The sequence below is a fragment of the Novosphingobium album (ex Liu et al. 2023) genome (genome assembly GCF_029076845.1).
Taxonomy (GTDB): domain Bacteria; phylum Pseudomonadota; class Alphaproteobacteria; order Sphingomonadales; family Sphingomonadaceae; genus Novosphingobium.
In genome coordinates, this window is the sequence record NZ_JARESE010000010.1 from 73,569 (window position 1) to 96,451 (window position 22,883).

At 68.3% G+C, this 22,883-nt stretch carries 28 protein-coding genes; 12 read left to right on the top strand and 16 right to left on the bottom strand.

Annotated features, from left to right (window positions below; genetic code table 11):
• Positions 1-2: 2 nt before the first annotated feature.
• Positions 3-1,601, bottom strand: coding sequence for a helicase HerA-like domain-containing protein (locus tag PYV00_RS03450; protein ID WP_275226855.1), 1,599 nt, complete (start codon positions 1,599-1,601; stop codon positions 3-5).
• Between the two features lie 122 nt (positions 1,602-1,723).
• Between PYV00_RS03450 and pabB the strand changes: the two genes are divergently transcribed.
• The 4 genes from pabB to arfB are packed head-to-tail and all read left to right on the top strand — an operon-like array spanning position 1,724 to position 5,748.
• Positions 1,724-3,529 (top strand): aminodeoxychorismate synthase component I, encoded by a 1,806-nt coding sequence (gene pabB / locus PYV00_RS03455; protein WP_275227020.1) that lies wholly within the window; start codon positions 1,724-1,726, stop codon positions 3,527-3,529.
• Positions 3,529-4,695: a pyridoxal phosphate-dependent aminotransferase gene (locus tag PYV00_RS03460; protein ID WP_275226856.1), complete on the top strand. Its 1,167-nt coding sequence runs from the start codon at positions 3,529-3,531 to the stop codon at positions 4,693-4,695. Before pabB ends, PYV00_RS03460 begins: the two co-directional genes overlap by 1 nt.
• On the top strand, positions 4,692-5,348 hold the full coding sequence (locus tag PYV00_RS03465) for an RluA family pseudouridine synthase (protein ID WP_275226857.1): 657 nt from the start codon (positions 4,692-4,694) through the stop codon (positions 5,346-5,348). Before PYV00_RS03460 ends, PYV00_RS03465 begins: the two co-directional genes overlap by 4 nt.
• Positions 5,341-5,748 (top strand): alternative ribosome rescue aminoacyl-tRNA hydrolase ArfB, encoded by a 408-nt coding sequence (arfB, locus tag PYV00_RS03470; RefSeq protein WP_275226858.1) that lies wholly within the window; start codon positions 5,341-5,343, stop codon positions 5,746-5,748. The genes PYV00_RS03465 and arfB overlap by 8 nt, the downstream gene beginning before the upstream one ends.
• 36 nt (positions 5,749-5,784) lie before the next feature.
• Here arfB and PYV00_RS03475 read toward each other — a convergent pair whose 3' ends face one another.
• The 5 genes from PYV00_RS03475 to dksA all read right to left on the bottom strand — a co-directional run bounded on the left by PYV00_RS03475 (position 5,785) and on the right by dksA (position 9,294).
• Complete coding sequence (locus PYV00_RS03475) at positions 5,785-5,997, bottom strand: hypothetical protein (protein WP_275226859.1); 213 nt, start codon at positions 5,995-5,997, stop codon at positions 5,785-5,787.
• A gap of 117 nt (positions 5,998-6,114) precedes the next feature.
• Positions 6,115-6,504, bottom strand: coding sequence for a DUF4112 domain-containing protein (locus PYV00_RS03480; RefSeq protein ID WP_275226860.1), 390 nt, complete (start codon positions 6,502-6,504; stop codon positions 6,115-6,117).
• A 67-nt stretch (positions 6,505-6,571) separates the two neighbouring features.
• Positions 6,572-8,161 carry an ABC transporter substrate-binding protein gene (locus PYV00_RS03485; RefSeq protein ID WP_275226861.1) on the bottom strand — a complete coding sequence of 530 codons (1,590 nt, stop codon included), beginning with the start codon at positions 8,159-8,161 and terminating at the stop codon, positions 6,572-6,574.
• A 52-nt stretch (positions 8,162-8,213) separates the two neighbouring features.
• The gene (locus tag PYV00_RS03490) at positions 8,214-8,585 is read right to left on the bottom strand and encodes a PilZ domain-containing protein (protein ID WP_275226862.1); all 372 of its coding nucleotides are present in this window, start codon (positions 8,583-8,585) and stop codon (positions 8,214-8,216) included.
• A gap of 250 nt (positions 8,586-8,835) precedes the next feature.
• On the bottom strand, positions 8,836-9,294 hold the full coding sequence (gene dksA, locus PYV00_RS03495) for an RNA polymerase-binding protein DksA (protein WP_275226863.1): 459 nt from the start codon (positions 9,292-9,294) through the stop codon (positions 8,836-8,838).
• Positions 9,295-9,578: 284 nt separating this feature from the next.
• Between dksA and PYV00_RS03500 the strand changes: the two genes are divergently transcribed.
• The gene (locus PYV00_RS03500; protein ID WP_275226864.1) at positions 9,579-9,920 is read left to right on the top strand and encodes a hypothetical protein; all 342 of its coding nucleotides are present in this window, start codon (positions 9,579-9,581) and stop codon (positions 9,918-9,920) included.
• Between the two features lie 29 nt (positions 9,921-9,949).
• On the opposite strand, the gene PYV00_RS03505 is transcribed toward PYV00_RS03500, so the two are convergent.
• From PYV00_RS03505 to PYV00_RS03525, 5 genes are read right to left on the bottom strand one after another with little or no spacing between them, the layout of a single operon-like run.
• Positions 9,950-11,089 (bottom strand): GNAT family N-acetyltransferase, encoded by a 1,140-nt coding sequence (locus PYV00_RS03505; protein WP_275226865.1) that lies wholly within the window; start codon positions 11,087-11,089, stop codon positions 9,950-9,952.
• Positions 11,090-11,127: 38 nt separating this feature from the next.
• Positions 11,128-11,910 carry a glycerophosphodiester phosphodiesterase family protein gene (locus PYV00_RS03510; protein ID WP_275226866.1) on the bottom strand — a complete coding sequence of 261 codons (783 nt, stop codon included), beginning with the start codon at positions 11,908-11,910 and terminating at the stop codon, positions 11,128-11,130.
• Entirely contained in the window at positions 11,882-12,352 is a 471-nt protein-coding gene (locus PYV00_RS03515; RefSeq protein ID WP_275226867.1) for a RidA family protein, read from the bottom strand. The genes PYV00_RS03510 and PYV00_RS03515 overlap by 29 nt, the downstream gene beginning before the upstream one ends.
• The gene (locus tag PYV00_RS03520) at positions 12,349-12,990 is read right to left on the bottom strand and encodes an HAD family hydrolase (RefSeq protein WP_275226868.1); all 642 of its coding nucleotides are present in this window, start codon (positions 12,988-12,990) and stop codon (positions 12,349-12,351) included. Before PYV00_RS03520 ends, PYV00_RS03515 begins: the two co-directional genes overlap by 4 nt.
• Positions 12,987-13,319 carry a DUF3572 domain-containing protein gene (locus PYV00_RS03525; RefSeq protein ID WP_275226869.1) on the bottom strand — a complete coding sequence of 111 codons (333 nt, stop codon included), beginning with the start codon at positions 13,317-13,319 and terminating at the stop codon, positions 12,987-12,989. Before PYV00_RS03525 ends, PYV00_RS03520 begins: the two co-directional genes overlap by 4 nt.
• A gap of 16 nt (positions 13,320-13,335) precedes the next feature.
• Between PYV00_RS03525 and PYV00_RS03530 the strand changes: the two genes are divergently transcribed.
• The 3 genes from PYV00_RS03530 (at position 13,336) to spt (ending at position 15,286) form a co-directional block, all read left to right on the top strand.
• A complete protein-coding gene (locus PYV00_RS03530) occupies positions 13,336-13,704 on the top strand; it encodes a response regulator (RefSeq protein WP_275226870.1) in 369 nt (122 codons plus the stop codon).
• An 80-nt stretch (positions 13,705-13,784) separates the two neighbouring features.
• Entirely contained in the window at positions 13,785-14,024 is a 240-nt protein-coding gene (locus tag PYV00_RS03535) for an acyl carrier protein (protein ID WP_275226871.1), read from the top strand.
• A gap of 11 nt (positions 14,025-14,035) precedes the next feature.
• A complete protein-coding gene (gene spt, locus PYV00_RS03540) occupies positions 14,036-15,286 on the top strand; it encodes a serine palmitoyltransferase (protein ID WP_275226872.1) in 1,251 nt (416 codons plus the stop codon).
• Positions 15,287-15,314: 28 nt separating this feature from the next.
• On the opposite strand, the gene PYV00_RS03545 is transcribed toward spt, so the two are convergent.
• The 4 genes from PYV00_RS03545 to PYV00_RS03560 all read right to left on the bottom strand — a co-directional run bounded on the left by PYV00_RS03545 (position 15,315) and on the right by PYV00_RS03560 (position 18,207).
• On the bottom strand, positions 15,315-15,599 hold the full coding sequence (locus PYV00_RS03545) for an usg protein (protein WP_275226873.1): 285 nt from the start codon (positions 15,597-15,599) through the stop codon (positions 15,315-15,317).
• 129 nt (positions 15,600-15,728) lie between these two features.
• Positions 15,729-16,271, bottom strand: coding sequence for a nuclear transport factor 2 family protein (locus PYV00_RS03550; RefSeq protein WP_275226874.1), 543 nt, complete (start codon positions 16,269-16,271; stop codon positions 15,729-15,731).
• A 5-nt stretch (positions 16,272-16,276) separates the two neighbouring features.
• The gene (locus tag PYV00_RS03555; RefSeq protein WP_275226875.1) at positions 16,277-17,143 is read right to left on the bottom strand and encodes an alpha/beta fold hydrolase; all 867 of its coding nucleotides are present in this window, start codon (positions 17,141-17,143) and stop codon (positions 16,277-16,279) included.
• Positions 17,144-17,247: 104 nt separating this feature from the next.
• Positions 17,248-18,207, bottom strand: coding sequence for a TauD/TfdA dioxygenase family protein (locus PYV00_RS03560; RefSeq protein WP_275226876.1), 960 nt, complete (start codon positions 18,205-18,207; stop codon positions 17,248-17,250).
• A gap of 91 nt (positions 18,208-18,298) precedes the next feature.
• Between PYV00_RS03560 and PYV00_RS03565 the strand changes: the two genes are divergently transcribed.
• Entirely contained in the window at positions 18,299-19,021 is a 723-nt protein-coding gene (locus PYV00_RS03565) for an IclR family transcriptional regulator (protein WP_275226877.1), read from the top strand.
• Here PYV00_RS03565 and PYV00_RS03570 read toward each other — a convergent pair.
• Complete coding sequence (locus tag PYV00_RS03570) at positions 19,018-19,662, bottom strand: YqaA family protein (RefSeq protein ID WP_275226878.1); 645 nt, start codon at positions 19,660-19,662, stop codon at positions 19,018-19,020. The genes PYV00_RS03565 and PYV00_RS03570 overlap by 4 nt on opposite strands.
• Positions 19,663-19,887: 225 nt before the next feature.
• Between PYV00_RS03570 and PYV00_RS03575 the strand changes: the two genes are divergently transcribed.
• The 3 genes from PYV00_RS03575 to PYV00_RS03585 are packed head-to-tail and all read left to right on the top strand — an operon-like array spanning position 19,888 to position 22,881.
• A complete protein-coding gene (locus tag PYV00_RS03575; RefSeq protein ID WP_275226879.1) occupies positions 19,888-20,373 on the top strand; it encodes a hypothetical protein in 486 nt (161 codons plus the stop codon).
• The gene (locus tag PYV00_RS03580) at positions 20,360-21,685 is read left to right on the top strand and encodes a DNA-packaging protein (protein ID WP_275226880.1); all 1,326 of its coding nucleotides are present in this window, start codon (positions 20,360-20,362) and stop codon (positions 21,683-21,685) included. Before PYV00_RS03575 ends, PYV00_RS03580 begins: the two co-directional genes overlap by 14 nt.
• Before the next feature lie 26 nt (positions 21,686-21,711).
• The gene (locus PYV00_RS03585; protein ID WP_275226881.1) at positions 21,712-22,881 is read left to right on the top strand and encodes a phage portal protein; all 1,170 of its coding nucleotides are present in this window, start codon (positions 21,712-21,714) and stop codon (positions 22,879-22,881) included.
• The last annotated feature ends 2 nt before the right edge of the window (positions 22,882-22,883 follow it).

Below are 22,883 nucleotides of genomic sequence, written 5' to 3' on the forward strand. Positions count from 1 at the left end.
GGTTATCGCATCAGCCCGCCGATAAGATTGCGCGCGAAACGGCCGATGCCGGGAATGCCGAGAGCCTTTTCGATCGTCGAGCCGATCGTGCCCGCCGCCGCGCTGGCGGCGGAGGCGGTGGGGCTGGCCCGGCTGGTCTTGCCCTGCAGCTTGCCCGCCAGGATCGCCCCCGCGCTGGCCGCGGCGGCGCCCGCCGCCTGCCTGGCGACTTTCCCGGCAAGCCCGTCCCAGAGCCCGGTGCTCATGCGTTCGCGCTTGCGGACTTCCTCCTCTCCTTTTTCCTCGACTTGCCGGGCGGTGGCGGCGGCATCGGCCGCCTTGGCCGCGAGCACTTCTTCGGCGCTCTCACGGTCCACCCGCTGGTCATACTTGCCCCCGAACGGGCTGATCGACTGGATGATGGCCCGTTCCTTGGGCGTGACCGGCCCGAGCCGCGAACGCGGCGGCGCGATCAGCGTGCGCTGCACCACCGATGGCGCGCCTTCGTCGTCCAGCGTGGAAACCAGCGCCTCGCCCACCTTCAGCTCGGTGATCGCCGCCTCGACATCAAGGTCGGGGTTGATCCGAAAGGTCTCGGCCGCCGCCTTGATCGCCTTCTGGTCGCGCGGGGTGAAGGCGCGCAGCGCGTGCTGCACGCGGTTGCCCAGCTGGCCCGCGACCTCCTCGGGCACGTCGATCGGGTTCTGGGTGACGAAATAGACGCCCACGCCCTTGGAACGGATCAGCCGCACGACTTGCTCGATCTTGTCCTGCAGCGCCTTGGGCGCATCATCGAACAGCAAGTGCGCCTCGTCGAAGAAGAACACCAGGCCCGGCTTTTCCGGGTCGCCCACTTCGGGCAGCGTCTCGAACAGTTCGGCCAGCAGCCAGAGCAGGAAGGTGGCGTAGAGCTTGGGGCTCTGCATCAGCTTGTCGGCGGCCAGCACGTTGATCACGCCGCGCCCCTGCTCGTCGCAGCGGATGAAATCCTTGATCTCCAGCGCCGGCTCGCCGAAGAACTGGGCCGCGCCCTGGCTGTCGAGCGTGAGGAGCTGGCGCTGGATCGTGCCGACGCTGGCCTTGGAAACATTGCCGTACCGGGCGGAAAGATCGCCCGCGTGCTCGGCGGCGTGGGCCAGCATGGCCTGCAGGTCGTCCAGATCGAGCAGCAGCAGGCCCTGCTCGTCGGCGAAGCGGAAGACGATGTTGAGCACGCCTTCCTGCGTCTCGTTAAGATCCAGCAGCCGCGCCAGCAGCAGCGGCCCCATCTCGGAGATCGTCGTGCGGATGGGGTGCCCCTGCTCGCCATAGAGATCCCAGAACACCGCCGGGTTGTCCCGATAGGCATAGTCGGCGATGCCGATTTCCCGGGCCCGCGCTTCCAGCTTGTCGGCATTCCTGGCCTGCGCGCTGCCGGCCATGGCGATGCCCGAAAGATCGCCCTTCACATCGGCCAGGAACACCGGGACGCCGGCGGCGGAAAACTGCTCGGCCACGGTCTGGAGCGTCACCGTCTTGCCCGTACCCGTGGCCCCGGCGACCAGCCCGTGACGGTTGGCGCGCCCGAGGCGCAGCACCTGCCGTTCACCGTTGCCGCCCAGCCCCAGGTAGATTTCGTCCATGCATCGCTCCCAGCCCGCTTCGCGGCTTGTGATAGGACCGCCACGGCCTGAGGGCGAGAGGCTTTTTTGCCAGCGCGCGCGCGGGCCGCTAGGGATGGCGCGGTACCATGCAGCGATCCGCGATGCCCAGCCCGTTCGTCCTTCTCGACGATGCCCGCCCCGAAGGCGCCGCCGACGCGCGGCTCTACCGCGATCCGGTGGAGACGGTGATCGCGCGCCGCGCCGAGGAAGTGGCTCCCGCGCTCGAACGCATCGGCGATCTGGCCGCCGCGGGGCGCGAGCTGGCCGGCTATATCGCCTATGAAGCCGGGCTCGCGCTCGAACCGCGCCTGGCCGGCCTGCTGCCCCGGCGCACCGGGGCGGACGGTCCGCTGCTGTGGTTCGGCGCCTTCAGGGGGTACGAGACGATTCCCGCAACCGCGATGCCGGCCTGGCTGGCGCGCCACGCCGCCGCGCCGGGCGCGGCGATCGGGCCGCTGGAACCGCAAGTCTCGCTGGGCGCCTATGCCCGCGATTTCGCCGGCCTGCGCGAAGCGATCACCGCTGGCGACATCTATCAGGCGAACCTCACCTTCCCGCTGGCCGGGCCCTATCGCGGCGATCCGCTGTCGCTTTACGCCGCCATCCGCCCGGCGGCGGAGGCCGGCTATGGCGGGGTGGTGCACGATGGCGCGCACTGGCTGCTCAGCTTCTCGCCCGAGCTGTTCTTCGCGCTGCGCGGCCGTTCGGCGCGGGTCAAGCCGATGAAAGGCACGCGTCCGCGCGGGCGCGACGCGGAGCATGACCATGCCTTGCGCGCCGAACTCGCCGCCTCGATCAAGGATCGGGCGGAAAACCTGATGATCGTCGACCTGATGCGCAACGACCTTTCGCGCGTGGCCGAAGCGGGCAGCGTCCGGGTCGAGGCGCCTTTCGCGGTCGAGACTTATCCCACGGTCCACCAGATGGTCTCCACCGTCCATGGCACGCTGCGCGAGGGGCTGGGCGCGGTGGACCTGCTGCGCGCGCTGTTTCCCTGCGGGTCGATCACCGGCGCGCCCAAGATCCGCGCGATGGAGTTGATCGCGGCGACCGAACGCGATCCGCGCGGGCCCTATTGCGGCGCGATCGGCCGGATCGATGCCTCTGGCGATGCGGCGTTTAATGTGGCAATCCGCACTTTGCGCCTGGCACCCGGCGATGGCGGCGGGGGCCGCGCGGTGCTGGGGGTGGGATCGGCGATCGTCGCGGATTCCGAAGCATTGCCCGAATGGCGGGAATGCTTGGTCAAAGGGGGTTTCGTGCGACAATCGGCAGGGGAGGCTTCTCCCGCCCGTTTCGACCTGATCGAGACCATGCGTTTCACGCCCGAAGAGGGCATTGTCCATCTTGAACTGCATCTGGAACGGATCAAGGCAAGCGCCGCCGAACTGGGCTTCGCGTTCGATCGCCATGCCGTGCGCAATGCCATCCAGGCGCTGTGCTTCGATGCCGAGCGGCCCGCGAAGCTGCGCCTCGTCGCCGCGCGCAGCGGCGCCTACAGCCTGGAACTGGCCGAGATGCCGCCCCCCCTGCCCGAGCCCGCGACCGTGGCGGTGATGCGCCTGCCCGTGGACGAAAGCGACTGGCGGCTGCGCCACAAGACCAGCGATCGCGGCTTTTACGCGGCCGGGCTGGCCGCCGCGCGCGGCGCGGGCGCGGACGAAGTGCTGTTCCTGCGCGATGACGGGCGCGTCACCGAAGGCAGCTTCACCAACCTTTTCGTCGAACGGGGCGACACGCTGCTGACGCCGCCGGCCCGGCTGGGCCTGCTGCCCGGCGTGCTGCGCCGCGCGCTGATCGACCAGGGCCACGCGATCGAAGCCGAACTGACGCTGGAAGACCTTGCCGAAGGCTTCCTGATCGGCAACGGCCTGCGCGGACTTCTTCCCGCAAGGCTGCTGACCTGATGCACACTTCCCTCGCCCTTTCGCGCATTTCCCCTTCGCAGACGACGGCCATGACCGATCGCGCCACGCAATTGCGCGAAGAGGGGATCGATATCATCTCGCTCTCGGTGGGAGAGCCCGATTTCGCCACGCCGCCGCACGTCATCGAGGCCGCCAAGGCGGCGCTGGATCGGGGCGAGACGAAATATACCCCCGTTGGCGGCACCAGCCGGCTGAAACACGCCACCGTGCTGCATTTCGCCCGCGATCTCGGCATCGCAGTGCCGGTGAGCCGCGTGACGGTGAGCGCGGGCGGCAAACAGGCGATCTTCCACGCCCTGCTCGCCACGGTGAGCGAGGGCGAGGAAGTGATCGTGCCTGCCCCATGGTGGGTCAGCTATCCCGAGATCGTGCGCTTCGCTGGCGGCAAGCTCGTCCCGCTGATCACTTCGCCCCGGCGCGGCTTCCGGTTTTCGCCCGCCGATCTGGAAGCGCAGATCGGCCCCAGGACGCAGTGGCTGCTGCTCAACAGCCCCGGCAATCCGACCGGCGCCTGGTATCCGCCCGAAATGCTGCTGGGGATCGGCGAAGTGCTGCGCCACCATCCGCGCGTGATGGTGCTGAGCGACGATATCTATGCCCCGCTCAACTACACCGGGGCGCCGCATGCCACGCTGGCGAACCTGTGCCCGGACCTTGCCGACCGCATCCTCACCGTCTCGGGCCTGTCCAAGAGCCACGCGATGACCGGCTTTCGCATCGGCGTGGCGGCAGGCCCGGAATGGCTGATCCGCGCGATGGAAAAGCTCCAGTCGCACAGTTCGGGCAATCCCTGCTCGATCAGCCAGGCCGCCGCCGTCGCCGCGTTCGAAGGGCCGCAGGAATTCCTGGCCGGATGGCGGGAGCGGTTCCGCCAGCGGCGCGACCGGGTGGTTGCGGCGATCAACGCTATCCCCGGCCTCTCCACCCCGGTGCCCGACGGCGCGTTCTACTGCATGGTCGATGCCACGCCGCTGATGGGCCGCTTCGGCGATGACGTGAAGCTGGCGCTGCACTTGCTGGAACACGGCGTGGCGATCGTGCCGGCATCGGGCTTTGGCGGCAAGGACGGCTTCCGCATCAGCTTCGCGGCGGACGAGGCCACGCTGGACGAGGCCCTGCGGCGGATCGCCCGGGCCGTGGCGTGACCGAGCTTGCGATCCTGTTCGAGGATGCCGAGGCCCTGGTGATCGACAAGCCAGCCGGCCTGCCGCTGGACCGGCCCCGCGCCGGCGGGCCCAGCCTGGACGATCGGCTCGACGAACTGAAGCTGGGCTTCCAGCGCGTGCCCATGCCGGTCCATCGGCTCGATCGCGACACCTCGGGCTGCCTCCTGCTGGCGCGCAACCCCAAGGCGCTGAAGCGCTTTTCCGCCGCGTTCGAGGAAAAGCGGGTCGAGAAGCGCTATCTCGGCGTGCTGGCGGGTGACATCGTCGGCGAGGAAGGCACGATCGAACTGGCGCTGTCCAAGGTCAGCACTGCGAAGGACGGCTGGCGGATGATCCCGGCGCGCAAGGGCAAGCCCTCGGTCACGCACTGGCGCAAGCTGGACACGCGCGGCGGGCTGACGCTGGTCGAATTCCGGCCCGAGACCGGGCGCACCCACCAGATCCGCGTCCATGCCGCCTCCGGGCTCGGCGTGCCGCTGCTCGGCGATCCGGTCTATGGCGCGGGCAAAGGTGCCAGCCGGACGATGCTGCATTGCGCCGCGCTGGCCATCCCGCGCGAAGGCAAGGAGCCGGTCGCGGCGACGAGCCCATTGCCCGCCGATTTCACCGCGCTCGGCTTCCAAGATGGCTGACCTGATCGAGCGCGCGCAAGCTCTCGCCACCGAGAGCTTCATCGCCTCGACCGGGCCGGGCGGGCAGAACGTCAACAAGGTGGCGACCGCCGTGCAGCTTCGCCTCGACATCTTCGCGCTGCGCCTCGATCCGCCGGTGTTCCACCGCCTGAAGCAACTCGCCGGCAGCCGCATGACCGCGCGCGGCGAACTGGTGCTGACCGCGCGCCGTTTCCGCACGCAGGAAATGAACCGCGCCGACGCGCGCGAACGCCTCGCCGACTTGCTCACCGAAGCGCAGAAACTGCCGGAAAAGCGTGCGAAAAGCCGGCTCAACCGGGTGGGCAAGGAGCAGCGGCTCAAAGGCAAGAAACTGCGCGGCGCGGTCAAGGCCGGGCGCGGCAAAGTGAGCTTTGACTAAGGTTCGATCCGCTGGCGCGAAGCACCACTGCCCGCATCATTCGCCGGTATCGGACACCTCGGGCATCGGCGCCTCGCGTGCGGTCGGCCGCAACGCTTCGGCGGGCGGGCGGCGCTGGTCGAGCATGGCCGCCGCTTCATCGAGCGCGCGCGCCTCGCCCACGGTGACGCCGCCGGGGCCGGGCTCGTTGTCCGCCTTGCCGCAGCCGGCCAGCGCCAGCAACACCGCCAATAGACATGCCTCTCTCATGCGCGCGCCATAGCGCGCATGGGGCAGGACGGATAGGGAAGTTGGCGCCGTCCTGGTGAGATCGGACCCCGGAGCCTGATTCGGCACCGCTCTGATTCAGCCTCGCCGAATCCGATTCTAGGCGTCGATGACGCGGGTGTGGGGGTGATGCTTGTCGAGATGCCTGCGCACGATGCGCAAGTTGCGGCTGTTCGAACGGAACACGAAGTCGAATAGATCGCCCGCGAAAGGCACCGCGCCGACCATCGCATCAAAGCCGACATTGCCCAGCATCCGGGCCAGCTGGAACTTCGACATGCCCAGATTGCGCGCTTCCCACACGAGGTAGAGCCCCAGCACGGCCGAAATCACGTCCCCGGCCACCGGCACCAGCCCGACCACGGCATCAAGGCCGATCGTCTGGCGCGTGCCGGGGATGGTGAAGGCGCGTTCCAGCACCTTTTCCAGCACTTCGACGCGCTGGCGGACCGACATCGCATCGGTGCCGAGGGGTAACTCGATCGGCATCCGCCGAACCGCATCCTGCTGTATCGCCAATCCGGTCAACTCCATCCAGCGGCAAACCCGCCGGACATCATTTGGGCAGCCAGGCCAGCGGCATCAAGGGGTGCCAGGCCCAGGCATTGGTGGCAAAGCCGCTGACATTGCCGCGCACCAGCGACCAGCGGATCGGCGCGCCGAACGGGATATAGACATTGGCCGAGGTCAGCTCCGCCTCGGCCTCGGTCAGCAAGGCGGCCCGTTCGGCCGGATCGGTAGTGTCCCCCGCCTGGGTGACAAGGGCATCGGCATCGGCGGCGCACAGGCCGCGCTTCACCGCGCAGGACAGGCGATTGAGATACCACGCCGCGCGCGGATAACGCGCCACGTCGTCAATCAGGCGCAAGTCGCCCGTCTCGTCTTCCGGCGCGCGCACGGCGGTGACGCCGATCGCGGCAAGATCCTGCGCGATGCGGGTGAACAGCATGTCCGATCCGGGGCCGGCGGGCAGCCACACGCTCAGCCGCAGGGCTTCGGCTGGCCGCGCCGGGCTCTGGCCCTGCCGCGCGTTCCGGGCCGATGGCGCGCCGGCGGCCGGCTTCGCGGCAGGCCTCGCGCCGGGGCGCTTGCCCGCCGCGAGCGCCGGTTTGCCGTGCTGCGCGTGCCAGCGGGCGACGCGCGCGGCGGCGACCTTGCGGCGTTCCTCCAGCGATTGTTCCGGCCAGCGCTCGCCAATCGTGCCGATATCGCCTTCGAGGCCGGGCGAGACCACGCGCGTGGAAGGCACCCAGCCGCCCACGCCGAACGGGGCGATCAGCGCGTCGCGATCGATCGCCATGGCCAGCGCCTCGCGATTGGCCGAATCGCCCAGGAACCCCGTGTCGTTCATCACTTGCAGGCCGAACAGCCCGGTCACCGGGTCCAGCTTGATCGTGCCGCGCAGGATGCCGACCGAGCTGGTGCGCGGAAAATCCTGGATCTGCCCGCCCAGCACCAGATCGGCCTCGCCCTGGTTGAAGCGGTCGATCGCCGCCGCGCCGGGCAAGGCGGACATGCTGAGCTGGCGCGTGCGCTCGTCCCAGTCCTTGATCGCGGGCAGGCCGAGTCGCGACGGTTCGATCGGGGTGAACACCGCGCTGTCGATCTCGCGGTCGAGCACCATGGGCCCGGCGCCCATGCCATCGTGCAGCAGGCCCAGTTCGGGCTGGGCGAGCAATTGCAGCAAGTGCGGCATCGGCCGGCGCAGGCGGATCTCGATGACGCGCCCGGCCATGGCCCGCACTTCGTCGATGCCCGCCAGATCGAGGCCCAATGACGTACCGCGCAAGTTGCGCAGCGCGCGGTCCAGCGCTTCCTTGGCCGATGGCGCGGTGATCGGCTCGCCATTGCGCCAATCGCCGTCGCGCAGGCGGAAGATGTAGCTCTGCCCGTCATCGGTGACGATCCAGCGATCGGCCAGCGCGGGAATCACCCGGCCCTGCTCGTCGAAAGCGACCAGCCCCTCGATAATCGAGGCACGTGCGAGCTGGCCGGCCAGCGAAAGCCGCATTCCGCCTTCGAACGGATCGCTGGGCTCGCCAATCACCACCAGTTCCAGCCGCGAATTGTCGCTGGAACCGCAAGCGGCCAGCAACAGCGCGGCCAGGCAGGCCGTCAGGCGCGGGACTTTGGGCAACGCGGACATGCCCGATGGCCTAGTCCATTTCGGCGATGGCGCAAACCGGCGAGCGGCCGCTTCAGATCTTGCGCAGGACCGATCCGTTTCGGGTGGATGCGATCGGCACGCGGGTGAAGCGCGGAGTGTGCCCCTCATCGCCGCTCTGCCCCACGGGCTCACGCGCGATCTTGGGGTCGATCTCCTCGCGAAAGGCAATGCCGAAACGCGTGTCCTGCACCCAGGCGACCGAACCTTCGACCCAGCCGACATTGCGGATGTTCACTTCCACCACGGCGCCGCGATGCACGCGCACCGGGCCTTCGCCCATCATCCCGCCGGCCGAGAGGTTGCGCACCTTGATGCGGTGTTCGCCGTCCAGCCCGGCGATGCGCAAGTCGGCCATGAGAAACAGGCTGTCGCGCGCGATGTGCCTATTGTCATTCCCGTCCATGTGCTTCGTCCGGTGCCTCGTCGGGTTGCCAATCGGGCGCGCCGCCAGACGGACGCCGCGCACGTTTCCACACAACCGGATAGACCAAACAGGCAAAGAAAGACTTAATGACAGGGAAACTGTCGCATCCAGCCTGGCCCGCGTGGTTGCCGGCGCCTTCCCGTCCCGCGCACCGGGGCGCGGCGATGCCGCCGCACCGATGCCCGGAGCCGCCCGCGCGAACGCCGATGCGCCGCGCGGGCGGGACGGATCAATCGTCGCGCGAAACCTTCTCGCGCCGCTCGTGCGCTTCCTGCGCCTCGACCGTCATCGTCGCGATCGGCCGGGCGATCAGGCGGCCAAGACCGATCGGTTCGCCCGTCACTTCACAGAAGCCGTATTCGCCTTCCTCGATGCGGCGCAGCGCCGAATCGATCTTGGCGATCAGCTTGCGCTGCCGGTCGCGCGTGCGCAGTTCGATGCCCCAGTCGGTCTCGCTCGAAGCGCGATCGTTAAGATCGGGCTCACGGATCGGGCCATCCTGAAGCTGCTGCAGCGTTCCCGCCGAAGCATCCAGAATGGATTTTTTCCACGCCATGAGCAGCTTTCGAAAGTAGTCCTGCTGGGCCTCGGACATATAGGGCTCGTCCTCGGACGGGACATAGGCCCCGCCGATTTCCCGCTTCGCCTTGGCCAGAATATCAATTTCGTCAGTAAGGGCAGATGCCATTCAGAGAAACTCCGCACAAGTCCGCCCCGGATCACGATCGCCCTGCTGCTCCGGGTATTCCCGGCAACCCCTGCGATCCGTGGTTGCCGCGCCTATAATTCCCCGCCGTTGGAGGCACAAGCGTTCCGCGTTTTTCCTGCACGAAAAACCTTAAGGGCCGGGATCGGGACATTGCCTAGCACCGCGATTTTTCGCGCGGCGTTAACCATTTGTTGACCACGATCGGGCCAGGTTTCCGCGTGGGGGCGGGCTTTGTGTGCCTGGGCCACCGGGGGGCAAGACCAATGCGTACTGTCTGGATCAATCGAGAGAACCTGGCCGGCGCGGGCAGCGCGGGCGAATTCGCGGCCGAGGACATGCTGGTGGCAAGCTGCCTGAGCGCGGCCGCGCAAGGCGAGATTTCCGCTTATTTCGACCTTGGCGTCGCTTTTTCGACCGGCAGCCACGGCGCGCCGTGCGATCTGATCGAAGCGCACAAGTGGTTCAATCTGGCCGCTGTCGCCGGGCACGAGGAAGCCCAGATGTGCCGCGCGGAGATTTCCGAGGAAATGACCGCGCGCGAGATCGCCGAAGCCCAGCGCCGCGCGCGCGAGTGGCTTTCCACATCAAGCCGCCGCGCCGCCTGAACCGCCACGGCGACAAGCCCGCGAGGGGCCTATCCCTCCTTGCGGAACGGCGTGCGGCTGCCGAGCCAGAGCTGGTCCTGCTGGACGCCCGAGCGTTCGCGTTCCAGGAAATCGGCCACCGCCTCGCGAAACCCCTCGTGCACGATGTAATGCGCCGAGACCGTGCGCACCGGCTCGTATCCCCGGGCCAGCTTGTGCCCGCCCTGCGCGCCGGCCTCCACGCGTGAGAGCCCCAGCGCGATCGCCGCGTCGATCGCCTGATAATAGCACAGCTCGAAATGGAGGAACGGCTTCTCCACCGTCGCGCCCCAATAGCGGCCATAGAGCGCCTCGGCGCCGATGAAGTTCAGCGCGCCGGCGATCGGCTCCCCTTCCTCGAAGGCCAGCAGCAGCAGGATCTTGTCGGCCATCCGCTCCCCCAGCAGGGTGAAGGCCTGGCGCGTGAGATAGGGCTGGCCCCATTTGCGCTGCCCGGTATCCTGATAGAACCGCCAGAAGGCATCCCAGTGCCAGGGCTCGATCGCGGCGCCGCTGAACGCGCGGATGTCCAGCCCTTCCTGCGCCTTGGCCCGTTCCTTGCGGATATCCTTGCGCTTGCGCGAGGACAGCGCGGCCAGGAAATCGTCGAAGCTGGCATAGCCCCGGTTTTCCCAGTGGAACTGGATATCCTCGCGGATCAGCCAGCCGGCGTCCTCGAACAGCGGCACTTGCGCGGGCTCGATGAACGTCGCGTGCGCGGACGACAGGCCGTTCTGCGCGCAGAGCGCTTCAGCCGCGCGCAGCAGCGGCCGCGCCAGTTCGGGTTGCCGCGTCAGGATGCGCGGGCCCGTGGCGGGCGTGAAGGGGACGGATATCTGCAGCTTGGGGTAATATGTCCCGCCGGCGCGGTGCCAGGCATCGGCCCAGGCGTGATCGAAGACATATTCGCCCTGGCTGTGTTCCTTCAGATAGGCCGGCAAGGCGCCCGCGATCCGGCCATCGGGCGTTTCGATCACGATCGGCGCGGGAAGCCAGCCGCTGCGCCCGCCGACGCTGCCCGATTCCTCCATCACCGCCAGGAAGTCGTGCCCGACGAAGGGATTGCCGCCGTCGGTCAGCGCATCCCATTCGCCCGCGGGCAGCGCGCCGACCGAGCCGGCCATCTTCGCGACGAAATCGCCCTCGCTCACGCCAGCACACTCATGCCGGCCCACTCACGCCAGAACACTCACGGGGCCGCCTCCAGCCCCTGCCCTTCCGCGATCGGGGCATCGGCATGGGCTTGCGCCCGCGCGCGATGCTCGGGCGAGCGCACCGTCCAGCTCGCGACCGGCAGGCCCCGGCGGCGCTGGCCGGCGGCGAATCGGCTGGGCAAGTCGCGAATGTCATAAGCCAGGAAATCGGGCCGCGCGTGCCACAGCGCCAGCCGGCGGCGGACCATGCCGGGCAGCGCCTTGTCATCGCCTTCGGAAACCACCAGCCCGCGCACGGTGTGCGGCGAATGGCGGAAGAACCAGCGCGAGACGCGCGGATCGAAGCTCATCACCGCGTGCGGGCCGGTATAGCCTTCCAGCACGCGCCGCACCGCCAGGCACAGCGCCGGCACGCGCGTATCCTCGTTCGACTTGACCTCGATCAGCACCGGCACGGCCCCGCCGGCCAGCGTGAGCACCTGGCGCAGCGTGGGGATCGTCTCCGCGCCGCCCTGAAGGCGCAGCAGTCCCAGATCGTGCGCGCTGCGCTTGGCGACAGGGCCATGCTCGCCGGTCAGCCGGTCCAGATCCCAGTCGTGGAACACCATCGCCTGCCCGTCGCTGGTGCGCTGCACATCGCATTCGATGCCAAGGCCGCGCGCCATCGCGGCGGCGAAAGCCGCGCGCGAGTTTTCCGGCACGCCGGCCCCATGCAGCCCACGATGGGCATAAGTCCACTCACCGATCCAGGCGATCTTGCCCGGCTTCGGCGGCGGGGCCGCCCAACGGTCAAGCAGGGCGAACAGCGACAATCGCATCCACCTCCACTGCGGCGCCCAGCGGCAGCACCGGCACGCCGACCGCGCTGCGGGCGTGCTTGCCGGCATCGCCGAACACCGCCACCATCAGTTCCGAGGCGCCGTTGGCGACCTTGGGCTGATCGGTGAAATCGCCGGTCGAGCTGACGAAGGCGCCCAGCTTGACCACGCGCTCGATCCGGTCGAGCGAGCCCAGCGCGGCCTTGAGCTGCGCCAGGATCATCAGCGCGCAGGCCTGCGCCGCCTGGGCCCCGTCTTCCACCGCGACGCTTTCGCCCAGCCGGCCGGTCACGAGCTGGCCGCCGATGAAGGGCAATTGCCCCGATACGTGCGCCAGCCCCCCGGCGACGACGACCGGCACATAGGCCGCCACCGGCGCCGCCGCCGCGGGCAGGACCAGTCCGAGTTCGGCCAGTTTCGCTTCGATCGCGCTATCGCTCATATTTCGTCCGTTTCCTTTTCGTGGTGAAGCCTGTCGAGCAGCCAGGGCAGCGCGATCGCCCAATCGTCGATCCGGGCATGGGCGTGGCCGGCGGCATGGGCGCAGGCGATATGCGGCGCCAGTTTCGGTTCGGCGCACAAGTGCAGGCGCGCGACATGCGGCGCGCTTTCCGAAACCGAATCGTGGTGCTGGGCCAGATCGTCGATGAAGATCGCCCGGCTGGGCGCGTATTCGTCGAGAATCGCCTTGAGCGCGGGGCCCTTGGGGCCCTGGTTGGTAAAGACGCGCAAGGGGATGCCGTGTTCGGCAAGCTGGCGGGTGCGCGCTTCCTGGCGGAAATCCTTGAGATTGGTCAGCACGACGATATCGGCGTGCTCGCCCAGCCGGGCAATCGCCTCGACCGCGCCGGCAACCGGGGACTGGCGATGCATCTGCCCGTCGAAGAACAGGTTGAGCAAGCGCCAGATCTCGTCCTCGGCAACCGGCGCGCCGCTGTCGCGGTGGCGCATGGCCCGGGCGAAATCGTTGCCCGCCATGGTGAAATCGACGCCCTGCTCCTCGGCCAGCCAGTCACGGAAAGGCGTGACCATGTAGAGCAGGACTTCGTCGCAGTCCGAAACGATCAGCGGCCGGCTCATGACGCCAGCCTTTCGCGCGCCAGGGCCAGGGCCCGGGGCTCCACCCCCAGCGCCTGGGCGGCGGCCATCAGATCGGGCTCGTGCGCACAGAGGAAATCGAGCACCGCGCCCAGCGTCGCCGGCTCGCCCAGCGAGGCGCGCAAGGCATCGGGCGTCAGCCCCGTCAGCGCCAGGAAGCGCGCGGCGCGATCGCCGTCGCCCAGCACCCAGCCGAGTGCGTTCAGCGCCAGCGCCTGCGGATCGCCTGACGAATCCGGCGCGGGGGATGGCGGCTCTGGAAGAATTGTCAGCCTCGCTTGCGTGCCATAGAGCGGTTGCGACCCCAACATGGTGTCCGGGAAGCGAATGGCAAAGCGAATCCTCGTTGTCGAGGACAACGATCTCAACCGAAGGCTCTTCTGCGATGTGCTCAAGAGCCAGGGCTATGCGGTCGAACCCGTTGCCGACGGGCTTGATGCGCTGGAACGCGCGCGCCAGTTCGTGCCCAACCTCATCATCATGGACATCCAGCTTCCCAACGTCTCGGGCCTGGACCTGATCGAGGCGGCCAAGAAGGACGCCGTGCTGCGATCGATTCCGGTGCTGGCCGTCACCGCCTATGCCGGCAAGGGCGACGAAGAGCGCATCCGCGATGCCGGCGCCGACAGCTATCTGGCCAAGCCGGTGTCGATCGGGCCGTTCATGGCCGCCGTCAAGGCGCTGATCCGCGCGTGAGCTTGACATGAAACTTGCCCGCCGCTTTTGCGCCCCAATTCCCGGCCAGAGAGCCGCGACACGATATCGGAGTTTCTGACATGGACCGCGCCGCCACTTCGGCCCGCATCGCCGCGCTGATCGAACCCTTCAACAAGAAGGGCATCGCCATCGCCAGCGAAACGCGCTTCACCGATGATCTGGAGTTCGACAGCCTGACGGTGATGGATTTCGTCGCCGCGATCGAGGACGAGTTCGACATCATCATCTCGATGAACCAGCAGGCCGAGATCGAGACTTACGGCCAGCTGGTCGATGCCGTCGTGAAGCTGCAGGGCTGAGGACCGGAACCATGAGCGAAGCGATCAACCAGCCCGCCCCCCCGCTGGATACGGCGGCCGGGGCGCCCGACCTGTTCTCCAGGTTCGATCCGCTGATCCAGATGCGCGCCGATCTGCTGGCGTCGGGCGTCGAAGACCCGTTCGGCCTGGTCATGGAGCGGGTCTGCTCGCCCACCGTGGCGATCTGCAACGGGCGCGAGACGATCCTGCTGGGCACCTACAACTACATGGGCATGACCTTCGATCCCGACGTGATCGAGGCCGGCCGGCAGGCGCTGACCGATTTCGGATCGGGCACCACCGGCAGCCGCGTGCTCAACGGCACATACCTGGGCCACAAGCAGGTCGAGCAGGCGCTGTGCGATTTCTACGACATGCAGCACGCTATGGTGTTCTCCACCGGATACCAGGCGAACCTGGGCATCATCAGCACGATCGCCGGCAAGGGCGATTACATCGTGCTCGATATCGACAGCCACGCCTCGATCTGGGACGGCTGCAAGATGGGCGACGCCGAAGTCGTGCCGTTCAGGCACAACGACATCGAGGCGATGGAAAAGCGCCTGAAGCGCATTCCCGAAGGCGCCGGCAAGCTGGTCGTGCTCGAAGGCGTCTATTCGATGCTGGGCGATATCGCCCCGCTCAGGCAGATGATCGCGGTCGCCAAGGCCAATGGCGCGATGGTGCTGGTGGACGAGGCGCATTCGATGGGCTTCATCGGCCCCAACGGGCGCGGCGTGGCCGAGGACCAGGGCGTGCTCGACCAGGTCGATTTCGTCATCGGCACCTTTTCCAAGAGCGTCGGCACGGTTGGCGGCTTCTGCGTTTCCAACCACCCCAAGTTCGAGATCCTGCGGCTGGTCTGCCGCCCTTACGTCTTCACCGCCAGCCTGCCGCCCAGCGTGGTGGCGACGGCCTACACCTCGATCCGCAAGCTGATGCACGCCGGCAACAAGCGCGCGCATCTCTGGGAAAATTCACGCACGCTGCACAAGGGGCTGAAGGACGCCGGCTTCCAGCTTGGCACGCAGGAACCGCAAAGCGCGATCATCTCGGTGATCATGCCCGATCTGGAGCGCGGCGCGGCGATGTGGGAAGCGCTGCTGCACGAGGGGCTCTATGTGAACCTCGCCCGTCCGCCGGCAACGCCCGCGAACATGACGCTGCTGCGCTGCTCGCTGTGCGCCGAGCATTCGGCCGAGCAGGTCGGGCAGATCATCGGCATGTTCGAACGGGCCGGCAAGGCGACCGGGATCATCTGAACACCGGGTCGGGCCTGCCCTCGCCCGGTCAGTGGATCGCGATGATCCCGTCCACCGCGCGCCACTCGCTCGGCCCGATCAGGTGCTGGTGCGCGACGCGGACCGAATGCAGCGGCCCTTCGATCTCGCGCCGCCAGTAATCGAGGAAATCCTTGAGCACCGGAAAGCGCGGGGCGACGTCATACTGCTGGAAGGCGAAAAGCTGGATCAGCCTGGGGTGATCGGGCAGGAAATAGTGGATTTCGACGGTCGAAAGCCCGTAGCCTTCGAGTTGCCTGATGAAATCGCGACTTGCGCCTGTCTGACCAGCCATAGCCCTCCTTCGCGCCGCTCTGTTGTTGCAGCGCAGCGAAGAAAAGATGACACAACGCGGACACCAGTCAAGAGGGCCCCGGCTGACGAATTGCCGGCAAGTCGAGTGACATAGGCGCGGTCCGGCGGATCAGATCCGGGGCCGGCGCGGCACGGGCGGGCGGTGATAGCTCACATCCTCACGGTCGCGGCTGGCCTGGCAAGGCGCGTCGGCGGTGTATGCGGACGGCATCTGTTTCGATGGTTCGTAATCGCGCAATTCGTATTGCGTCTCGATGATGCACACCCGGTTGGCGATCCGCCATTCGCCATCGCGTTTCTGGAAATGGTCGATGTAGCGCCCGGTGGACATCAGGTGCGGCGGCTCGGGCGCCAGGCCGGTGAAGGTATAGTACGTCTCGCAATAGGCATCGTCGCCCTGCAAGTCGCAGCTATGGTTGAGCAGGCCGTGCGCGGTGCTGGCGAAGCGCAGCGTGGTGCCGTCCGCCCACTGGATGAAATCGTCCGGCGTGCCGACGAAATGGCCGTGATCCTCGATCGCATCGCCCCAATAGCACGATCGCGCCAGTTCGTTGTCCAGCCGGTCGAGCCCGCGGGCGTAGCGCTGCATGACTTGCCAGATCGCATCGCGATCGAGCAGTTCGCGCAAGCGGCGTTCCAGTTGCGCATCCATCGCGATCAGTCCTTGAGGAAATCGAGCAGCATCGGCGCGAGCAAGGGCCAACGCTCGAACCGGCCGCGCCGGTTGGCCGTGTCGATCGGGAAGGTGGAAACATAGTTCCATTCCTGATCGCCCCACGGCGGCTCAACCATGGTGGAATTGGGCAGCAGTTCGTGCACCCATTCGGACGTGCGCCGGGTGTGGGCCATGTCGCTCTTGCCGCTGCGCAAGACCATGATCGGCATGGCCAGCCGGGCGAAATCGGCCTCGCCCAGGCCGGGCACGGGCGATTCGTCGGAATAGGCGAAAGCCTTGCCCCAGCGCTGCATCGTGTCGATGTATGCGTCCGGATCCTGCGCCAGCAGGATCTGGCGAATCCGGGGGTTGCGCGCGATCTGCTCGGCCCAGCTGGGAAGCTGGACCACCGCCTCCATCCCGCCTTTCGAAGCGGCGGCGATCTGGTCGCCACAGTAGAACCAGGCCAGGCCCGCCAGCCCCACCGGCCCGCCGCTGATCCACCAGATGGCGATCTTGCGCACGTTCTCGGGCATCCGCGCGGCGGCCATCAGGCTGATGCGCGATCCCGCCGAGCCGCCGACCACCCTGATGTCCCTGAGGCCCAGCGCCTGGACCAGCCCGACCAGCGCCTCGCAGTTCATCACCGATTCGGATGGCGCGGTGAACGCGATGTCGGATGCACCGCAGCCCGGCCGGTCCCACAGCAGCACGCGATAGCCGCCATCGGCCAGCAGCTGGCCCAGTTCGGGCACGCCCGCCGTGTCGCGCGGATAGCGGCCGCCCGGCGTCAGCACCAGCGGCGGCGCGTTCTCGTCACCGATCAGCTCGTAGTCGAGTTCGAGCCCGTTGACCTCGATCTTCGCCAATGTCCTCTCCCCTTGGTTTCCCGCCTCATCGCAGGGAACGCGGGCCAAAGGCAAGCCGGCACCGTCGTTTGCGCGGTTCCGGCCTATTGCCTGCGCCGCGCGAGTCAGGCCATGGCATCGGCGGTGGCGGGGCTGGCCGGCGCCTGTTCCCAGCGGCCCAGGCCATAATCGCCCGCGATGGTGGTGCGATACATCAGCCGTTCCTCATCCGGGTTGTTGCCCGAAACGCAGTGGAGCATCCGGGTATTGTCCCAGATCACCATGTCGCTGGGCCGCCACTTGTGGTGATAGCTGCAGGTGCCGCCCAGGCGGTTGATCGTCTGGCACACCTCTTCCAGCAGCGCGTCGCCCCCGGCGTTCTCCTCGCCGACCAGGCCTTGCGCCATGTAGTTGGAGACGTGGAGCACTTTCTCGCCGGTCGGCCGGGTCCAGACCGCGGGATGGATCGCGCGCGGCATCGATGCCGCCTGCGCCTTGAATTCGGGGCTCGACGGCTTGGGCTCGATCATCGCGTAATGCTCCGGCCGGCCGAACTTCAGCTCGTCGTACTGGGTGCTGAGCGTGTAGATCACTTCGCGTCCCTCGATCCGCCGCCGCAGATCGTCGGGGAACGCCGCGTAAAGCGCCACGCCGTCCATGAAGCCGGTGATGCCACCTTCCTCCACCCGTTCGACCGAGCGCAGCACGCCGGCGCGGTTCAACTCGTCGTTATAGCAATGGTCGAAATGCCAGGGCAGCCAGTGCGAAAGCTGCTTGCCCTCCACTTCGACCACGCCTTGCCCACGCCGGCTGCGGATTTCGATCACGCCGGGCAGGCGGTTCGAATCGACGCGGCTGACCGCCTTGACCGGATGCTCCTTGAGCGGGCCGAAGCAGGAACTGAGCGCGAGCTGCATCTCGTCGGACTGCTCCACATCCTCGAACACGATCATGCCGTGCGCGATGAACAAATCGTCGATCTCCTTGCGGATCGCCGGATCCTCAAGGATTTCCAGAGTCAGCGCGCCAATGCGCACGCCGAAGGGCAAACCCTCCTGCAAGGGCCGAACATCCGCCAGTGCCATAGACCATCTCCCATATCCGCGAATTCGATTGTCAATGGTATTACATAGTAATACATCTTATCGGATTGTGACATGATACGCGGGAGTCGGGGTGGCCGTCAAGCGCAGCAGCAGCGCAACCAGGATGCTGGCGGTGTTCGAAGCGATCGCCCGGGCCCAGCCGCTCGGCGTCAGCGCGCTCGCGCGCCTGCTCGATGCCGACAAGAGCGCGATGCAGCGCGACCTGATGACGCTGGCCGATGCCGGCTGGATCCGTCCTGCTCCCGGCACCGGCGGGCAATGGGAACTGACGCCGCATATCCTGACGCTGGCCCGCCCGCCGCACAGCAACGACAGCCTGCGCCTGCGCGCCGCGCCGATCCTGGAACGCCTGCGCACCGCCACGGGCGAGACCGCCTATCTCGCCGTGCCGGACGACGATCACTTCGTCGTTCTGGGCGCGGCCGAAAGCCATCACCTGCTGCGCATGGTGCCGGCGATCGGCATCGTCATCCCGATGCACGGCAGCGCCACGGCGCGCGCGGTGCTGCCCTTCCTGCCCGAATCCGAGCAGGAACGGCTGCTGGGCACGCCGCTGTCCGCCGCGACGCGCCGGGAATTCGCCCGGACCCGCGCGCGCGGCTTTGCCGTCAATGACGAGGAGATCCAGCCCGGCGCGGTGGCGATGGCCTCGGCGATCCTGGGGGGCGACGGCTTGCCGGCGGGATCGCTGGTGCTGACCGGCCCGGCCGAGCGGCTGGCGCCGGGGCGGCGCGACGCGATCGGCGAGATGCTGCGCGATGGCGCCCGGCAACTCGCGCAGGAGATTGGCTAAAGCGAAGGCGCGGGAATCGCGGTGGCCGCCCGGCACTTCTCGCTGGTCTCTTCCCCGCCGCCGCTCAGCAGCGTCGCCGCGACGAAGCCGGCGAGCACCAGTGCGACGAAGGCCACCGTCACCTTGCCCAGATGCTTGTCGATGATCGCCTTGATCGGCGCGCCGAACAGGCGGAACAGCACGCCCACGATCATGAAGCTGATCGAGCGCGAGACCACGCTCGCGCCGATGAACACGGCCAGGTTCATGCCGATGAACCCGGCGGTGATCGTCAGCAGCTTGAACGGGATCGGCGTGGCGCCTTTCACCACGATGATCTCCGCCCCGTATTCGCGCAAGTAGCAGGCCGCCTGGGGAAAGCTTTCGGCCAGGCCCAGCGCGCGCAGCAGCGCCTGGCCGAACGCCTCATAGGCGAAATGGCCGATGGCATAGCCCAGCAGCCCGCCCACGACCGAGGCCAGCGTTGCCACCGCGGCGAAACGCACCGCCTTCTTCGGTTCGGCCAGGCACATCAGGCCCAGCAGCGGATGCGGCGGCACGGGAAAGAAGCTGGCTTCCATGAAGGCGAATGCGGCCAGCCACCAGGTCGCGTGCGGGTGCGACGCCTTGGCCATGGTCCAGTCGTAGAGGCGCCGCAACATCGTGTTTTCCCAAAAGGCCCGGTGAGCCCGCGTGCTTAGAGTCCCGCCGCGCGGGCGGCAAGCGCGCGATAGGCGCGGCGGATCGCCCGGTCGCACCCATATAACCTATTTGGTTATTAATTCTTGACATCGTCACGCTCATCCGGTACATACAAGGAAGATCGCGATGGACCGAGTCGCCGGCCCCTTCGCTTTCCCCCCCTCACCCAGCGGAACATTTCGATAATGGCGGACAAGACCCAGCCCGGCCGGGGCGCGCGGTCGCGCGCGGGCCAGCCGGCCGCGCCGAAGGATTGGCGCAAGACGTTCCTTGATGAACTGGCCGCCACGTCCAACGTCGCGGCATCGGCCCGCAAGGCCGGGATCGCCCCGTCGACCGCCTACGAGGCGCGGCGGCAGGACCCCGAATTCTACCGCAACTGGCAGGAAGCGCTGTGCGAAGGGTATGACCACCTTGAAATGCACTTGCTCCAGCGGCTGCGCGAAGGCGAAGTCAAGCCCGCCGCCGGGGCCCGGCGCGGCACGCGGGTGTTCGACAACGGCACCGCTTTCCGCCTGCTGACGATCCATCGCGAAACGGCCGCGCGGCAGCGGGCGATCCTGGAAAACCGCAATGCCGATGCGATCCTGGAAGGGATCAACGCCAAGCTGGACCGGATGCGCGAGCGCGCGCTGAAGCTGGCGAAACGGCAAGCCGATGACGCGGACTGAGCGGTTGGCCGGGCTGCTGGCGCTGCCGCCCGAGGATCGGCGCCGTGCCCTCGCCCGCTTCAGCGAGCGGGAGCAGGAGGAACTGGCGACGCACTGGCAGCTCTGGGCACGCCGCGAACAGCTTGCCCCGCCGGGCGACTGGCGCGTCTGGCTGGTCATGGCCGGGCGCGGCTTCGGCAAGACCCGCGCCGGGGCCGAATGGGTGCGCGCCGTCGCCAGCGCCGATCCGCAGGCGCGGATCGCGCTGGTCGCGGCCTCGCTGGGCGAAGCACGCGCGGTCATGGTCGAGGGCGAAAGCGGGCTGCTCGCGGTGAGCCCCGCGCGCCGCCGCCCGGTGTTCGAGCCTTCGTTGCGGCGGCTGACCTGGGCCAACGGCGCGCAGGCCATGCTCTATTCGGCGGGCGAGCCCGAAGCGCTGCGCGGCCCGCAGCACAGCCACGCCTGGTGCGACGAGATCGCCAAGTGGGAGAACGCCAACGGCCGGGCCCTGGCGGCCTGGGACAACCTGCTGCTGGGCCTGCGGCTGGGCGACACCCCGCGCCTTGTCGCGACCACCACGCCGCGCGCGGTGCCGCTGGTCCAGCGCCTGCTGGCCGAGCCGCCGGGCATGGTCGCGACCACGCACGGGCGCAGCGAGGAGAATGCCGACAACTTGCCGGCGCGCTTCCTCAAGGACATGCGCCGGACTTTCGGCAAGTCGCTGCTCGGTAGGCAGGAGCTCGATGGCGAACTGATCGCCGACTTGCCCGGCGCGCTCTGGACCCGCGCGCTGCTCGAAGCGAGCCGGGTGGCGGCAGCGCCCGAGGCCGCGCGGGTGGTCATCGGCGTCGATCCGCCCGCTTCGGCGCAAGGCGATGCCTGTGGCATCGTCGTCGCCGCGATCGACGCGGGCGGCGTGGGCCATGTGCTGGCCGATGCCTCGGTCATGCGCGCCAGCCCCGAACGCTGGGCGCGCGCCGTGGCGACCGCCGCTGCCATGTGGAGCGCCGACCGCGTCGTCGCCGAGGCGAACCAGGGCGGCGCGATGGTCGAAAGCGTGCTGCGGGCCGCCGAGATCGCGCTACCGGTCCGGCTGGTCCACGCCAGCCGCGGCAAGTGCGCGCGCGCCGAGCCGGTCGCCGCGCTTTACGAAGCCGGCCGCGTCAAGCACGCCGGGCTGTTCCCGGCGCTGGAAGACGAACTGTGCGGCCTGATGGCCGGCGGCGCTTACCAAGGCCCCGGCCGCTCGCCCGACCGCGCCGACGCGCTCGTCTGGGCGCTGACCGAATTGATGCTCAACCGTCCGTCGGCCCCGCGCGTCTGGGTCGGCTGAACTTCCCGCAATCGGAAAGGAAATCCATGTCCTTCATCGATACGCTCGTCGCCGCCTTCAAGGGCGGGGGCGACCGCGTGCCGCTGGCGCGCGGCCCGGCATCGCCGTGGTTCTTCGCCGATCCCGGCGGCGGACGCGGCCCGTTCGACTATCACGCGGCGGTGCGGCGCGCCTATCTGGAAAACCCGGTGGCGCAGCGCGCGGTGCGGCTGGTGGCCGAAGGCATCGCCGGCGCGCCGCTGCGGCCGGCAGACCCCAAACTCACCGCGCTGGTCAACGAGACGAGCGCGGGCCAGTCGCTGCTGGAAACGCTGGCCTCGCACTTGCTGTTGCACGGCAATGCCTATGTCCAGGTGCTGAAGGACGCGCGCGGCAAGCCGGCCGAGCTGTTCGCGCTGCGGCCCGAACGCGTCACCGTGGTGGCCGGCGCCGATGGCTGGCCGACGGCCTATGCCTATGCGGTGGCCGGCCGGCAGCTGACGATCCCGCTGCTCGACGAGGACGCTTCGCCCAACCTGATCCACATCCGCCACTTCCATCCGGCCGATGACCATTACGGCGCGGGCTGCCTGGCCGCCGCCGACGAGGCGGTGGCGATCCACAACGCCGCCGCCGAATGGAACCGCCAGCTCCTCGAAAACGCGGCCCGGCCCTCGGGCGCACTGGTCTACGACGCGGGCGACGGCCAGACGCTGACCGCCGACCAGTTCGACCGGCTGCGCGACGAACTGGCGCGCGCGTTCGCCGGATCGGGCAACGCCGGGCGGCCGATGCTGCTCGAAGGCGGGCTCAAGTGGCAATCGCTGTCGCTGAGCCCGGCCGACATGGATTTCGCCACGCTCAAGGCCGCCGCCGCGCGCGACATCGCGCTCGCCTTCGGGGTGCCGCCGATGCTGCTCGGCCTGCCGGGCGATTCGACTTACGCCAATTACCGAGAGGCCAACCGCGCGCTGTGGCGGCTGACGCTGCTGCCGCTCGCCGCCAAGCTCTTCGCCGCGATCGGCGAAGGGCTGGCGCCGTGGTTTCCCGACGAGCGCCTCGCCATCGATCTCGACCGGGTGCCGGCACTGTCGGAGGATCGCGAACGGCTCTGGGCACAAGTCGGCACCGCCGATTTCCTCGACGCCGACGAGAAGCGCGCGCTGCTCGGCCTGCCCGAGCGCACCGCCGCGCGGCGCGGTCAAACGGAGGACTGACC